13 protein-coding genes and 1 pseudogene are annotated in these 13,689 nt (G+C 65.2%); 10 read left to right on the top strand and 4 right to left on the bottom strand.

Annotated elements, in window-relative coordinates; translation table 11 throughout:
- Nucleotides 1-14 precede the first annotated feature (14 nt).
- Both ACIPZ8_RS21605 and ACIPZ8_RS21610 read left to right on the top strand, forming a co-directional pair.
- Nucleotides 15-626, top strand: a complete 612-nt coding sequence (locus ACIPZ8_RS21605; protein ID WP_400727622.1) for a hypothetical protein — start codon at nt 15-17, stop codon at nt 624-626.
- 36 nt (nt 627-662) lie between these two features.
- Nucleotides 663-947 (top strand): annotated as a pseudogene (locus ACIPZ8_RS21610) (helix-turn-helix domain-containing protein); the annotation flags it as partial.
- Between the two features lie 93 nt (nt 948-1,040).
- Here ACIPZ8_RS21610 and ftsH read toward each other — a convergent pair.
- Both ftsH and ACIPZ8_RS21620 read right to left on the bottom strand, forming a co-directional pair.
- Entirely contained in the window at nt 1,041-2,882 is a 1,842-nt protein-coding gene (gene ftsH, locus ACIPZ8_RS21615) for an ATP-dependent zinc metalloprotease FtsH (RefSeq protein ID WP_400727277.1), read from the bottom strand.
- 27 nt (nt 2,883-2,909) lie between these two features.
- Complete coding sequence (locus ACIPZ8_RS21620; RefSeq protein ID WP_400727280.1) at nt 2,910-3,557, bottom strand: BON domain-containing protein; 648 nt, start codon at nt 3,555-3,557, stop codon at nt 2,910-2,912.
- A 190-nt stretch (nt 3,558-3,747) separates the two neighbouring features.
- Between ACIPZ8_RS21620 and ACIPZ8_RS21625 the strand changes: the two genes are divergently transcribed.
- Complete coding sequence (locus tag ACIPZ8_RS21625; protein WP_400727282.1) at nt 3,748-4,005, top strand: outer membrane lipoprotein OprI; 258 nt, start codon at nt 3,748-3,750, stop codon at nt 4,003-4,005.
- A 5-nt stretch (nt 4,006-4,010) separates the two neighbouring features.
- Entirely contained in the window at nt 4,011-6,293 is a 2,283-nt protein-coding gene (locus ACIPZ8_RS21630) for a heavy metal translocating P-type ATPase (protein WP_400727285.1), read from the top strand.
- Between the two features lie 14 nt (nt 6,294-6,307).
- On the opposite strand, the gene ACIPZ8_RS21635 is transcribed toward ACIPZ8_RS21630, so the two are convergent.
- The gene (locus ACIPZ8_RS21635) at nt 6,308-7,267 is read right to left on the bottom strand and encodes a ribose-phosphate diphosphokinase (RefSeq protein WP_400727288.1); all 960 of its coding nucleotides are present in this window, start codon (nt 7,265-7,267) and stop codon (nt 6,308-6,310) included.
- Nucleotides 7,264-8,160, bottom strand: coding sequence for a universal stress protein (locus tag ACIPZ8_RS21640; RefSeq protein WP_400727291.1), 897 nt, complete (start codon nt 8,158-8,160; stop codon nt 7,264-7,266). The genes ACIPZ8_RS21635 and ACIPZ8_RS21640 overlap by 4 nt, the downstream gene beginning before the upstream one ends.
- A 162-nt stretch (nt 8,161-8,322) precedes the next feature.
- On the opposite strand from ACIPZ8_RS21640, the gene ACIPZ8_RS21645 reads away from it, so the two are divergent.
- The 6 genes from ACIPZ8_RS21645 to ACIPZ8_RS21670 all read left to right on the top strand — a co-directional run bounded on the left by ACIPZ8_RS21645 (nt 8,323) and on the right by ACIPZ8_RS21670 (nt 13,685).
- Nucleotides 8,323-9,222 (top strand): universal stress protein, encoded by a 900-nt coding sequence (locus tag ACIPZ8_RS21645; RefSeq protein ID WP_400727294.1) that lies wholly within the window; start codon nt 8,323-8,325, stop codon nt 9,220-9,222.
- A 39-nt stretch (nt 9,223-9,261) separates the two neighbouring features.
- Nucleotides 9,262-10,449 carry a cation:proton antiporter gene (locus tag ACIPZ8_RS21650; RefSeq protein WP_400727298.1) on the top strand — a complete coding sequence of 396 codons (1,188 nt, stop codon included), beginning with the start codon at nt 9,262-9,264 and terminating at the stop codon, nt 10,447-10,449.
- A gap of 45 nt (nt 10,450-10,494) precedes the next feature.
- The gene (locus tag ACIPZ8_RS21655; RefSeq protein WP_400727301.1) at nt 10,495-10,920 is read left to right on the top strand and encodes a YeeE/YedE family protein; all 426 of its coding nucleotides are present in this window, start codon (nt 10,495-10,497) and stop codon (nt 10,918-10,920) included.
- 1 nt (nt 10,921) lies between these two features.
- On the top strand, nt 10,922-11,350 hold the full coding sequence (locus tag ACIPZ8_RS21660; protein ID WP_400727304.1) for a DUF6691 family protein: 429 nt from the start codon (nt 10,922-10,924) through the stop codon (nt 11,348-11,350).
- Nucleotides 11,351-11,554: 204 nt separating this feature from the next.
- Nucleotides 11,555-12,232: a thermostable hemolysin gene (locus ACIPZ8_RS21665; protein ID WP_400727307.1), complete on the top strand. Its 678-nt coding sequence runs from the start codon at nt 11,555-11,557 to the stop codon at nt 12,230-12,232.
- The gene (locus ACIPZ8_RS21670; RefSeq protein ID WP_400727310.1) at nt 12,222-13,685 is read left to right on the top strand and encodes an AMP-binding protein; all 1,464 of its coding nucleotides are present in this window, start codon (nt 12,222-12,224) and stop codon (nt 13,683-13,685) included. The genes ACIPZ8_RS21665 and ACIPZ8_RS21670 overlap by 11 nt, the downstream gene beginning before the upstream one ends.
- The last annotated feature ends 4 nt before the right edge of the window (nt 13,686-13,689 follow it).

Raw genomic sequence — 13,689 nt, forward strand, 5'->3', positions numbered from 1 at the left:
AACTACGTTCCTGGATGCACCGGCCCAGGGGCAGCCTGGGTTGGATCGTGGCCATCGTCGCGTTACTCGTCGCGGCGTCTGTCTACCGCGCCGTGAGCCCGAGCTGGCGCATGCCCATGCGTGATCCGGCCGTGCTCCTGAGCTTGCTGGCATTGAGTGTGGCGCTGGGCTGGGCCGTGCAGCGCGGCGTGAAACGCACGGTCGGCAAAGCCATTTTCAATGGCCAGGAGACGGGCTGGCAGGCCAGGCTGGCAGTGCTGCGTTCGATCACCCGGGAATCGAACGTGCTGATGGGCGTGCTGTTGCTCCTGGCGGTACTGGGCGGTGCCACCGTATGGCTGGCCGGGCGCTCCGTGGCGCAGATCGTGGAAAACTGCTCGGCCAACCTGCAGGCACAGGTGCAGGTGCCTGAAAATGAGCAGCTTGCAGCGTTGGTCGGCAAGCCCGTGTGCACCTGCCTGGCGCAAACCTTCCTGGCGCGCAACGGGGTGATCCGCCTGGCGTTGTTCCAGACGCCGATGCAGGAAGCGAGTGGCCTGCGGGCGCTGACCTCCGCTGATGAGCAGCGCTGCCTTGCGCAGTTCGACCTGGTACCCGAGGAAGGCAGCAGTGCAAACAGTAAATGATGCGCGCCAAACGGACAGGTCTGCGACCCTTGGTCGGACATGCACTTGCGCTGCTGCCATGGGCGTGCCGAACAACGTCTGTCGATCTTCCTGCTGGGCATGTCGGCGCGCTACCAGGCGCGAGGGTTGCGCGCCGATCTGTTCAACCTGCCCATGTCCCGGGGCGATATCGCCAATTACCTGGACCTCACCCTGGAAACCGTCAGCCGGCTGTTCAGCCGTTTCATCCACAACGGTTTCCTGCAATGCGCCGGTCGCGAAGTCAGGCTTGTCGATACCCAGGGTTTGCTCAACCTCAGCCACCTGGAGGAGCCCACTTGAGCGCGGCGAGGCTCCAACGCCTCCAGCAACGGCAGCAGGCCATCGCCGCAGCGGATGGCCAGCAGCTTCGTTACTCGGGAAGGGGTTGCAGGGTCACTGCTGGCTGACGATCAAGGTATAGGTGGCGGGGTCACGGACCTGCGGAAGCAACGCCGGGAACTCTTCCGGGGTGATGGTTTCCTTGGCCAGCAACAGACGCGCACCGGCGTCCAGGTCCGTGCGCCGCTGCTCGAGCAAGGTGCGGGCGCGGCCGTAGGCCTCTTCCAGCAATTCACGGATGCCGAGGTCGATCTCGCGGGCGGTCTGCTCCGAATAGTCCTTGCGCTCCTGGTGCAGGAGCGCGTCACCGAGGTAACTGGCCTGCTGGCGCTCCAGCACCGCCTGGCCCAGCGCGGGGCTCATGCCGAAGCGGGTGATCAGCTGTCGGGCGATGTCGGTGGCGCGCCCCAGATCATCGGCGGCGCCCGTGGAAATCTGGCCGAACGCCAGGTTTTCGGCGGCGCGCCCGGCCATCAGCACGACGAGCCGGTCGCGCAGCATCTGCGTGCTGATCAGGTAGCGATCATCGGTCGGCCGTTGCAGGGTGTAGCCCAGCGAGCCGGCGGCGCGGGGAATGATCGACACCTTGTGTACCGGGTCCATCGCCGGCAGGCTGCTGGCGGCCAGGGCATGGCCCATTTCGTGGTACGCCACCACCTGCCGCTCGTCGCTGCGCAGCACGCTGCCTTTGCGCTCGACACCGGCCATCAGCCGTTCGATCGCTGCCGTGAAGTCCTTCAGCTCGACCCACTGGCTGGCCCGCCGGGTGGCGACGATGGCGGCTTCATTGACCAGGTTGGCCAGGTCGGCACCGGTCAGGCCCGGGGTGAGTTCGGCAATCCGCTCGCAATCGAGGTCGTTCTTGTAGATGATCTTGTGCAGATGCACTTTCAGGATCGCCAGGCGGCCCTTGCGGTCGGGCCGATCGATGAGGATCTGCCGGTCGAAGCGCCCGGCGCGCAGCAGTGCCGGGTCCAGCACTTCGGGCCGGTTGGTTGCGGCCAGCAGTACCACGCCTTCGCGCGGGTCGAAGCCGTCCAGTTCGGCCAGCAGTTGATTGAGGGTCTGTTCTTTCTCGTCATTGCCGCCAAAGCTGCCGATGCCACGCATCTTGCCCAGGGCATCCAGCTCATCGATGAAGATGATGCAAGGCGCCGCCTGGCGGGCCTGCTCGAACAGGTCACGCACCCGCGCAGCGCCCACGCCGACGAACATCTCGACGAACTCCGAGCCTGAGATCGAGAAGAACGGCACTGCCGCTTCCCCGGCAATGGCCTTGGCGACCAAGGTCTTGCCGGTGCCGGGCGGGCCGACCAGCAACGTGCCTTTGGGCACATGGGCACCCAGGCGTGCGTACCAGGCTTTGTTCTTGAGAAAAGCGACGATTTCCGTCAGTTCATCCTTGACGTCATCGATGCCCGCGACATCGGCGAAGGTGACCTTGATGTCTTTCTCGACGTAAACCCGCGCTCGCGACTTGCCCACGCCCATCAACCCGCCCAGGCCCTGTTTCTGCCCCAGGCCGTGAAAGAGGAAGTACCACAGCACCAGCATCATCAGCAGCGGCATGAACCAGCCGACCACGGTCGCCAGGGTGCTGTCCTCGACGACACCACTGAATGCCACGCCCGAGCGCCCCAGTTGCTCGCTCAGTGCCGGGTCGACACGTACCGTGGAGAACACCGTGTGTCCATCGATGGGCTCTTGCAACCGGCCGAGGATGCGCTCGCGTTCGACATGCAGGTCGCTGACCTTCTGCTGCTCCAGCAACTGCAGGAACTGGCTGTAAGGGATGGCCTGCACGGCCGGCTGGCTGAACAGGCCAAACTGCACGGCCGCCAGCACGGCCAGCCCGACTGCCAGGAAATACAGCTTCCACGGCTGATCGTTGTTCATGGCCATCCCTCCTTCTGTTTGCGCGGGCTAGGCGATCAACAGGTAGTCTTCGACCTTGCTCACGCCTGGCACTGACCAGGCCGCCCGCTCGACGACTTCGCGCTCGCGCAGCAAGTGAACCTTGCCTTCGAGTTTGACGACGCCACCATTGACCGTGACGCGGATGCCTTCAGCCTGGATTTCAGCGCTGCGCTTGAGGGCATCTTCGATATGGCGCTTGATGTCGACGGCATCGGCGCGGGCCTTGAGGGTGATGCGGTTTTGCACCCCGACCACACCCGACAGGCGCCAGACCGCCTGTTCGATCACTTCCTTCTGGTATTGCCAATCGAGCTGGCCCTCCAGGGTCACGTGCCCTTTCTGGACGGTGACCTTGATGCCCTCGACGTTGGCATCCGAGCTCCAGGCGATGATTTTCAAGGCGCGGCTGGCAATCGTGTCATCCGCCGTCCCTTCAAGCCTGTTCAGCCGCACCTCGATCTCTTCGGCCAGGCCGCGCACGCCTTTCATGGCTTTGACCGTGCGCTCGGCACTGACCTTCTGGGCGTAGCTGTTGACGTGCCCGGACAGGGTGACCACACCGTCCTGCACCGTCACGCCGATGCTGGCGGCATTGATATCGGGTTTGAATTCCAGCTCTTCGAGCACAAGGTCTCGCAGATCGACGTCGTTCATGATGGGCTCCGTTTGCAGATCGAGAGGGGGGCAGGCGTGCCCTGCGTCCTTGTTTCTACCCCTGCACCGGGCGCGGCGATTGATAAAGGTCAAACTCGGCGAACAGACGCTGCGCGGTTGACAAATGTCAGGCCGCTGCGGGTGGCGCTACCGATACTCGGGGTGTCTTGGCACCCACGAGGGTATCCACATGCAACGCTATCTGCTGTTGGGGTGGGCGAGCCTGCTACTGGTAAGCGCTTCAGGCTGCAGCCCATGGCGCACTGCGGAATACGACGCGCGCCTGGAGTCGGCAGAGAACAACGCTGCCACCGCCCGCTTGCGCGCCGACCAGGTGTGCTACCGCATCGACCTGGTCGAGCAGACCGCCAACGAGGCCCTGCGCCGGGCGACCCAGGCTGAGGAGCAGGTGCAGCAACTGAAGCTGCAGCAGGCCAGGCGCAAGTAGCCACCATGTCACGCCGATGGCTCGACCCTGTCCTGTTGCTGGTCTGCGTGCTGAGCTTGCTCAGTGGCGGCCTGGCCTATGTGGCGCAGCGCCCGGGTGTGGCAGCGCTGACCTGGGCGGCTGGCAGTGCCGTGATGGCCGTGGTGCTGGCGGTGGAAATGGCCAGGCGCCTGGTCAGGGGCGAGGCGGGCATCGATCTGATCGCGCTGCTGTCGATAGGCGCGGCATTGGCCCTGGAGCAGATGCTGGTGGCGGCTGTGGTCGCGCTGATGCTGGCTACTGGCCGTGCGCTGGAAAGCTTCAGCCTGCGCCATGCCGAGCGGGAACTGCGCGCGCTGATCGACCGTGCGCCACAGCGCGCGTGGGTCCAGGAGCAGGACGGGCTGTGTGAGGTGGCGGTGGAGCAGGTCAGGCCTGGTCAGACCGTACTGGTGCGCCTGGGTGAGATCGTGCCGGTGGACGGGCGGCTGCTCAGTGCCCAGGCGACCCTGGACGAAGCAGCGCTGACCGGGGAGTCGTTGCCAGTCACCCGCCATGCGGGTGAACCGGTAGCCAGCGGGGTGACCAATGCCGGCGCGCCATTGTTGCTGCAGGCCACGCACGCTGCGGCACAAAGCACCTATGCCGGCATCGTGCGGCTGGCCGAAACGGCGCGGCAGTCGCGCGCACCGTTCATGCGCCTGGCCGATCGCTATGCGTTGGCGTTCATTCCGCTGACGTTGCTGGTCGCTGGCCTGGCCTGGTGGATCAGCGGCGACGTACAACGCGTGCTGGCGGTGCTGGTGGTCGCTACGCCGTGCCCACTGATACTGGCGGTGCCAATCGCTATCCTGTCGGGCATCTCGCGAGCGGCGCGACGCAACATCCTCGTGCGTGACGGTGAGGTGCTGGAAGCGCTTGCCGGGGTCCGCCAGGTGTTTCTCGACAAGACCGGCACTTTGACCAGCGGCCATGCCCAGCTGCAATCCATCGAACTCAAAGGGGAGGGCAGGCCACTGCGGATGCTGCAACTGGCCGCGTCGTTGGCCCAGGCGTCCGCGCATCCGATCGCCATGGCCATCGTCGACGCTGCCCACGCGCTGGCGTTGACGCTGGACGCGCCGGAGCAGGTAGAGGAAAGCCCAGGCCAAGGGCTTGCCGGCCATGTCCAGGGCAAAGCGGTGCGCCTGGGTGCGCTGGCCTACGTGCAGCCCGGTGACGCTTCCGACCCGTGGGCCCAGGCGCACTTGCAGCAACTGGACTATCTGGCCTGCAGCGGCAGTTTCGTGGCCGTGGACGGTGAATTGAAAGCCGTGTTGCGCCTGGCCGATGCTGTGCGTTGCGAGACGCCTCAGACCCTGCGTCGGCTGCGGGCGCGGGGCATCGACAAGGTGGTCATGCTCACCGGCGACCGACCGCAAACGGCCGAAAGCATCGCGTTGACGGCGGGCATCGATGAGCTTCGTTGCGAGCTCTCCCCCGAGGACAAGGTCCGCCTGGTACAAGAGGGCTGCCGCGCCGGCCCCACCGTGATGGTCGGGGATGGCATCAATGACGCGCCGGCTCTGGCGGCTGCCGATGTCGGCGTTGCCATGGGCGCCTCCGGCGTGACCGCCTCGGCGCAGGCCGCCGGGGTGGTCTTGCTGGTGGACCGGCTGGACCGGTTGATCGAGGCGCTGGACATCGCCCGGCATGCCGTGGGCATCGCCCGTCAGGGGGTATGGGTGGGCATGAGCCTGTCGTTGCTGGCCATGCTGGTCGCCGCCGCAGGCTATTTGCCAGCGATGACGGGTGCCGTGCTGCAGGAAGGCATCGACCTGCTGATCATCGTCAACGCCCTGCGAGCCCTGGGCCCCCTGACGGGGGACGGCCATGATGGCCTGCCGGTCGCGAATCTGCAGAGCATGCAGGACGAACACCGGCAACTCGACGGCCTGTTGGCCGAGCTGAGCCAGATGGCGCGGGATTTTTCCACGCGGCCCGTCGACCAGGCGCGAACGGACCTGAATCGCTTCATTGCGCTGTTGCATGACCTGCTGGAGCGGCACGAGCGTGATGACGAACGCCGTTTGTACCCGCTGTTGAGCCGTTACATGGGCGGCGAGGATCCCCTTTCGGCGCTGAGCCATACCCATCGGGAAATGTTCCGGCTGATCCAGCTGCTGACGCGCATGAGTCAGGATTTCGCCAACGGTTCAGCCTGCCCGAGCGCCGATGACATCCAGCATCAGCTCATTCGCCTGGACACCCTGGCGAAACTGCATTTCGACCAGGAAGAGGCGTTGTACCGCTATCTGGACAGGCGTTGAGCAATGCGCCCGGCTCAGGCAACGGGCTTGCGGCCGCTGGCCAGGCGTTCGGCGACCAGGGCGCTGGTGTCGACGATCTCCAGCAGGTCCCGGCAGTGCTCAGGTACGCGAAACGGGGCAATACTGTCGGCGACCAGGATACGTTCGAACAGACCGCTGTCGAACAGCTGTCCCCCGGTGGTGAAAAGCCCGTGGGTAGCCGCGCCAAACAGCCGGCGCGCTCCGGCCTGATGGCATGCCTGTGCGGCGCGCAGCAGCGTCTGCCCGGTGCTGATCATGTCATCGAACAGCACGGCAACGCAGCCGGCCACATCGCCCACCAGCAACTCCCCGCTGAGCCCCGCCTGCTGGCGGTGCTTTTCCATCAGCGCAGTGCCAACCGGGCGGGCCAGCAGGTGCGCCAGACGCTGACGAAACTGCTCGGCGCGCTTGATGCCGCCCGTGTCTGGCGACACCACCGTGATCGCCTGTTCGCCGAGCAGCGGCGCCAGCCGTTGGGCAAACAGCGGTACACACGACAGGTTCCAGGCCGGTATCCGGTAAGCGTTGTCGAACGCACTGGGGTTGTGCACGTCCAGCGCCACGATCCGGTCGATGCCGCAGCTTTCCATCAGGCGAGCAACATGGCGCGTGAGGGTGGCGTCCTGGAATTCCACCTTGCGGTCCTTGCGGCCATAACACAGGTAGGGTGTCACCACGGTGACCTGGGTGGCACCGGCATCCTTGATCGCCCCGCAGAAAAACAGCAGCCGGCACAGTTTGTCGTGGGCACTGTGGCGGGTATCACCGTACAGCGAATGGATCACGATGGTGTCCCGTCCGTCGACCTCGGCAGTCGGCCAGCACTTGTGTTCGCCATCCTCGTAGTCGCGCTCCTCGTGGGTCGACAAGACCTGGCCGAGTCGATGCGCTACTTCGTTGCCATAGCCTTGGCTCCCCTGCAAGGCAAACACCAAGGGGGGTACAGGTTTCATGCGTGGATCGCCAGGATGCTGGAATGCACTTTGTACAGGCTCTGTTCGATGGTACTGCCGATCACCTTGGCCAGCCCGTCGTGGTACAGCGTGCCCATGACGACCACCTCGAAGCCATGCTGGTTGGCGTATTCACTGACAACGGAGCGAGCCGCGCCGCGCAGTACGTGCAGGTGATCCGGCTTGATGCCGTAGTGGCTGGCGAATGTGCTCAGGCGCTCGCGCGCCCGGCCGGTCATTTCTTCGATCCGTTCATCGGTCCAGGCGACGGGGGCGGCGGCATAGGCGACAAAGCTGGCGCTGGGCTCCCAGGCCTGCAGCAGGTGCAATTGCGCCCTGCAACAGTGCGCCAGTAGTTGCGCGGCTTGCAGGATGCGTTCGTTGATCTTGCGGATGGCCGGATCATCCTCGACCAGGTCCACGGCGGCCAGGATCCGTGCTGGCAGCGCGGCATCAGCCTGGGCCACCAGGTGCAGAGGGATGGGGCAGCGACGCAGCAACTGCCAGTCCAGTGGTGTGAGCAGGGCACGGCTGACGAGGGTTTCGTGGCGAATGTCCTTGATCAACATTTCCACCCGGTGCAATTGCGCCAGGCGGATCAGGTCTTTGAGCGGGTCTTCGTCATCAAGCGTCTCGGCATAGGCGGTGATGCCCTGCTCGCCAAGCGTCTTCACCTGCTCGTGCAGCCATGCCTTGCGGTGTTCGGCGTCCTGCTTGCGTGCGTTGCTGCGCAGCACCTGGTCCAGGGTGGCCAGGCGTGAAGGTAGCTGGCTCAGCACCACCAGGTGCAACGTGGCGCCCGTCGCCTTGGCCAATGCTTGCGCGCGCGCCAGGGCGGGCGAGGGGTGCAGGTCCGGGTGGCAGATCAATAGCAGTCGCGTCAGGGCGTTCATGGTGGCCTCCACAGCGATGGCCGCCTCGATGGCGGCGTACCGGTTCAGGCCAAGGGTGGCGCGATGGCGCCTCGGGGCCTTGATTTTTATCAAGAACCGGCCAGCGCACGCTTCGATAATGACAGTCGCAGGCAACCCTACAACTGTGCCGGGAGGTGGCCGATGAACCCGTATCGCCGGATCCTGCTGATCATGACCGAGGTCCAGGCCAGTGCCGCGCTGTCCCGGGCCATGGCACTGGCTGCGGCCTCAGGTGCTCGCTTGCAGGTGCTGGGCATCCACGAACCTGCCGAGCTGCGGCTGCGCCATGAATTGCAGGAGCCTGCCTTGCCCTCTGCGACCTTCGTGCACTTCAGCGCAGGGCTCAAGGCGTTGCTCGATGAACAGCCAGCCGTTGGCATGCGCCCAGGTTTCGAGGCCATGGAGACCTCCAGTCCGCGTGACCTGGTCTCAGGTTACATTGCCCGTTACGCACCTGACCTGGTGGTCAAGGACTCCCCGGGCTGCGCCCTGTTCGACCAGGTGGCGCAGACTTCGCTCGACCACGCGCTGTTGCATGCAAGCGCGGCCCCGCTGATGTTCGTGCCGGCTGACGCTCCGGCTTTGCCTGGCAACGTGCTGGTGGCGGTGGATGTCGCCAGCCCGTCGACGCAGAAGGACATCCTCAACCATGAGTTGCTCGCGGCGGGGCAGCAACTGGCGGCTCAATGCCGGGGGCAACTTCACATGCTCTCGGCTTACGACCTGCCGGTCGCCATGTCGGCCAATCCTGACCTGGCCGGCCCCTGGGCCGACGAGGTCCGCGAGTCGCTGCAGTTACCGTTCGACGCCCTCGCCGATGCCCATGGCATCCCCCGTGCGCAGCGCTTTTTCAGTGAGGGCGCGCCATTGCGGGTGATCAAGTCGCATATCGTCAGGTTGCAGATCGATGTGGTGGTGGTCGGCGTGGTGCAGCCCAGGGGCTGGGCCAGGCTGATCGGCGATACCACCGAACGACTGGTGAACCATGCGCCGTGCAGTGTCCTGGCCATCAGGCCTGCGCTTGCACTGCCCGGGCAGTGATAACGGTTGTGCATACGCTGTTGTTCAAGGGGCGTGGCCATGTATCAGAATCTGGCTGTTCTGGCCGCCTTGCTGGTGCTGTACGCCAGCCTGGCCGGCGCGCTTGAATCCAAGCCGGTCAACGGACCGTTGCTGTTCCTGATGGCAGGCCTGCTGGTCGGACCGTCCGGGCTCGGCTTGCTGAACCTGGCGCTGGACCGCCACGACCTGCGGTTGCTGGCCGAACTGACCCTTGCCATCGTGTTGTTCACCGATGCTGCCAAGCTTGATCCGGGCCAGTTGCGCCATCACCGCGGCCTGCCGCTGCGTCTGTTGCTGATCGGGCTGCCGCTGACCTTGATCGCAGGTTGCCTGGCTGCCTGGCTGCTGTTCCCGCAAATGCCCTGGCTGGAAATGGCGCTGTTGTCGACCATCCTGGCGCCCACGGATGCCGCCCTCGGCAAGGCTGTGGTCAGCAACCCGGAAGTGCCCTGCGAAGTGCGGGAATGCCTGAACGTGGAAAGTGGACTGAATGATGGCATCTGCGTGCCAATCCTGCTGCTGTTGCTGGCGTTGACGGTGGAGCTCCATTCGACCCTGCCTTTTGCCCTGGCAGGTTATTTCTTCCTGGAGGAGTTGGGTATCGGTGCCCTCGCGGGGGCGGTGCTGGCCCTGTTGGTGGGCGTGTTATTGCGTTTTTCGCAACGGCATTGCCTGCAGATCGATGCCTGGCAACAACTGGTGATGCCGGCGTTGGCACTGCTGAGTTTTGCCAGCGCCCAGGCAATGGGCGGGAGCGGCTTTATCGCTGCCTTCTGCGCAGGGCTGCTGACCAGTTTTCTGTTCAGGCAGGAAACCCGGCCCTTGCTCGAGACCGGCGAATCTTGCAGCGAAGCGCTGTCGCTGCTCACCTGGGTGGTTTTTGGCGCCTACGTGGCGCCCAAGGCTTCGCAGATACTTTCGCCTTCGGTATGGTTCTATGCGTTGTTGAGCCTGTCGCTGGTGCGCATGCTGCCTGTGTGGGTCAGCCTGGCGGGGACTACCCTGGCTGCCGAAAGCCGTCTGTTCATCGGCTGGTTCGGGCCGCGCGGGCTGGCCTCGATCGTGTTCGCCACGCTGATCCTGGATTCGCCTCTGCAGGAGCGTGGCACCATTATCGCCACCTCGATTGCCTGCGTCCTGCTCAGCGTGATCCTGCACGGTGTGAGCGCAGGTTCCTGGTCCGCCAGGCTGGGGCGCTTGCCTTGACCTTGAGCGCGTGTCACACGCGTCGTATTCCTTGAGGAGTTGAGCATGAACGATTTTACCCCTTGGTCGGCGCTGGCTGGCGGCGTCATGATCGGCCTGGCCGCGGGGCTGTTCGCCGTGGCCAATGGGCGCATCGCCGGTATCAGCGGCCTGATCGGGTCGTTGTTGCAGCGTGGCGGAGAAGGGCGTGGCGAGAAAGCGTCGTTCCTGCTGGGGATCCTCGTCGCGCCGCTGCTGTGGCAGCTGTTTTCGACGATGCCGCCAGTGCATTTCACCGTCTCGGCGTGGGCGCTCATGGCGGCCGGGTTGCTGGTGGGCATCGGCACACGCTATGGCGCAGGCTGCACCAGCGGCCACGGTGTGTGCGGCCTGTCGCGGTTGTCGCCGCGCTCGGCGGTGGCAACGCTGTGTTTCATGGCGGCCGGTTTTGCCACCGTCTTCGTGGTTCGACACCTTTATGCAGGAGCATGAAATGACCCGGATCAGCGCATTTATCGCGGGGTTGCTGTTTGGCATGGGGTTGTTGCTGTCCGGCATGGCGAACCCGGCCAAGGTCCTGGGGTTTCTCGACCTCGCCGGGCAGTGGGGCGCGTCGCTGGCACTGGTCATGGTGGGCGCCATCGGTGCTGCACTGCTGCCCATGGCCTGGGCACGTCGGCACGATGTGGCCTTGCTCGGCGGTGCGATGCAGTTGCCTGCCCGGCGAGACATTGACCGTCGGCTCATCGGTGGCAGCCTGGTCTTCGGTGTCGGCTGGGGGCTTGCCGGGGTGTGCCCGGGCCCGGCGCTGGTGCTGCTGGCCGGTGGTTTTTGGCAAGGCTGGCTGTTCGTGGCTGCGATGCTGGCGGGCATGGCGTTGTTCAATGGCCTGGAAGCGTTGCGCAAAAGCCGCCAGGGGTAAAGCGGACCACGACCAGGCTGACGTGCAATCCAGGCCTGGGTTGGGTGCGCGGGCCAAGCCGCCCACGAGCACGACCTGTTCGTGGGCGGTCGCGGTTAGCGGGGGCATGCTATTGGGCCGGCCTGCCGCTTTGCACCCCGTTTCAGATTCCCTTCAGATTCACCGTGGATACTTGCCCTGACCAACCCAGTCGGGGGGAGCTTCATGACTCAAACCCTATGGAGCAGCCTGCTCCCATTACCCATCGGCACCCATGCTGACCACCATGCCCATTTGTCCCTGCACCTGCAGGGCGATCAGGGGCGTGGCGAGCTGGAGCATTTCATTCATCAGTGCTTTGCCGACGTGCACCATGCCGACGTCCACCATTACCTGCCGGAGCTACTGGCCCTGCGGGACAGTCATGGGCGGCTGATGGCGGCAGCCGGAATGCGCCCAGCCAGCAGCGGGTCATTGTTTCTCGAGCATTATCTGGATGAGCCCGTGGAAAGTGCGATTTCACGGCTGGCAGGCGTGACGCTGGGGCGCGATTGCATGGTCGAGGTGGGCAACCTGGCCTCGCTCAGCGCCGGCAGCGCCCGGATCATGATCACGACGGTAACCTGGCTGCTCGCCACACGAGGGCTGCGCTGGGTGGCCTTCACCGGTGCGTCGACGCTGATCAACAGCTTCCAGCGCCTGGGCCTGGTGCCGACCGTGGTGGCTCAGGCCGATCCCGCCCGCCTGGACGAAACGGCGCAGCGTTGGGGGCACTATTACGATCAGCATCCGCACGTGTACGTCGGCGATATCCGCCACGGCTTCGATCGCCTGGAGTCGGCAGGTGTGTTCCGCCGCCTGGGGCTGCCGGCGCTGAACGAGGAGGCCGGTCATGCCGCATGAACTGGAGCGCTTCAAGCAATTGCTGCTTGCCCTTGGCCGTGAGCGGGGCGATGACCTGGCCGTGGAAGGCGCCAATGCGCGCTTCACCTACAAGCAATTGCTCGCCGAGGTCTGGCTGCGCGCCAAGGCCTTGAGCGAGCAACGCGCTGGCGTGCTGGTTCTGGCGCTGGACAACGGCCCCGAGCTGCTGTTCTGGGACTTGGCGGCCTTGGTCTCGGGGCGAGCCTGCGTGATCGTGCCAACGTTCTTCAGTGTGGCGCAGGTGCACCACTGTGTTGAACAGTGCGGCGCCAGCCTGGTGCTTTGCCAGGATGCCTGGGAGGGCGTGTTCAGCCAGCTGGGCTTCGTGCAGCAGGATGCATTCTGGACCCGCGACCTGGCAGCACCGGTGGTACTGCCTGACGGCACCGCCAAGGTCACCTACACCTCCGGCAGCACGGGCACGCCCAAAGGGGTATGCCTGGGCGCCGATGCCATGCTGCGCGTTGCCCATGAACTGGAGCTGGCCAGCCGGCCTACCGAGCCCAAGCGGTACCTGGCCGTTCTACCGCTGGGCGTACTGCTGGAAAATCTCGGTGTCTACGCCGCACTGATGGCAGGGGCCTGCGTGATGCTCTACCCACAGGCGCAACTGGGCATGGGTGGCGCGAGCCAGGTCGATTTCAAGCGCTTGCTCGGGGCTATTGCCTTGAGCGGCGCGCAGAGCCTGATCCTGGTGCCGCAGCTTTTGATGGGCCTGGTCACGGCGATCGAGCGTGGCTGGATGCAGGTTGGCCCATTGCGCTTCGTCGCGGTCGGCGGGGCACGGGTATCGCCCGCCCTGCTGGCGCGGGCCGAGGCCATCGGGTTGCCGGTTTTCGAAGGCTACGGGTTGTCGGAGTGTGCGTCGGTGGTGGCGCTCAACCGTCCGGGGGCGATGCGCCGTGGCAGCGTCGGCCGGCCACTGCCCCACGTTCAGGTGCGCATCGCCGAGGATGGCGAGGTACTGGTCATGGGGGCCGTGCTGCTTGGCTACCTGGGCGAGCCACCCGCCTCGTCCGCCTGGTGGGCCACAGGTGATCTGGGTTACTTCGATGACGACGGTTACCTGTACTTGAATGGGCGCAAGAAACACCAGTTCATCACCAGCTTCGGGCGCAACGTCAACCCGGAATGGGTGGAAGCCGAGCTGACCCAGAGCGGGGTGATCGCCCAGGCATTCGTGCATGGCGAAGGGCTGCCGGGCAACCTGGCCTTGCTCTGGCCGCTGGACCCAGCGACTAGCGATGAGGCCATCGAGCTGGCCGTGCAGCGCAGCAATGCAACCTTGCCCGACTACGCCAGGGTACATGCCTGGCGGCGTCTGCCTGGCCCGCTGACGCCCGGCGAACAGACCCTGACTGCCAATGGCCGCCCGCGACGCGAGGCGATCCTGCAGCGTTATCACACCCTGTTGTCCGACATCCCGTTGTGAGGTC

This window comes from Pseudomonas sp. NPDC089422, from assembly GCF_044749405.1.
Lineage (GTDB): Bacteria > Pseudomonadota > Gammaproteobacteria > Pseudomonadales > Pseudomonadaceae > Aquipseudomonas.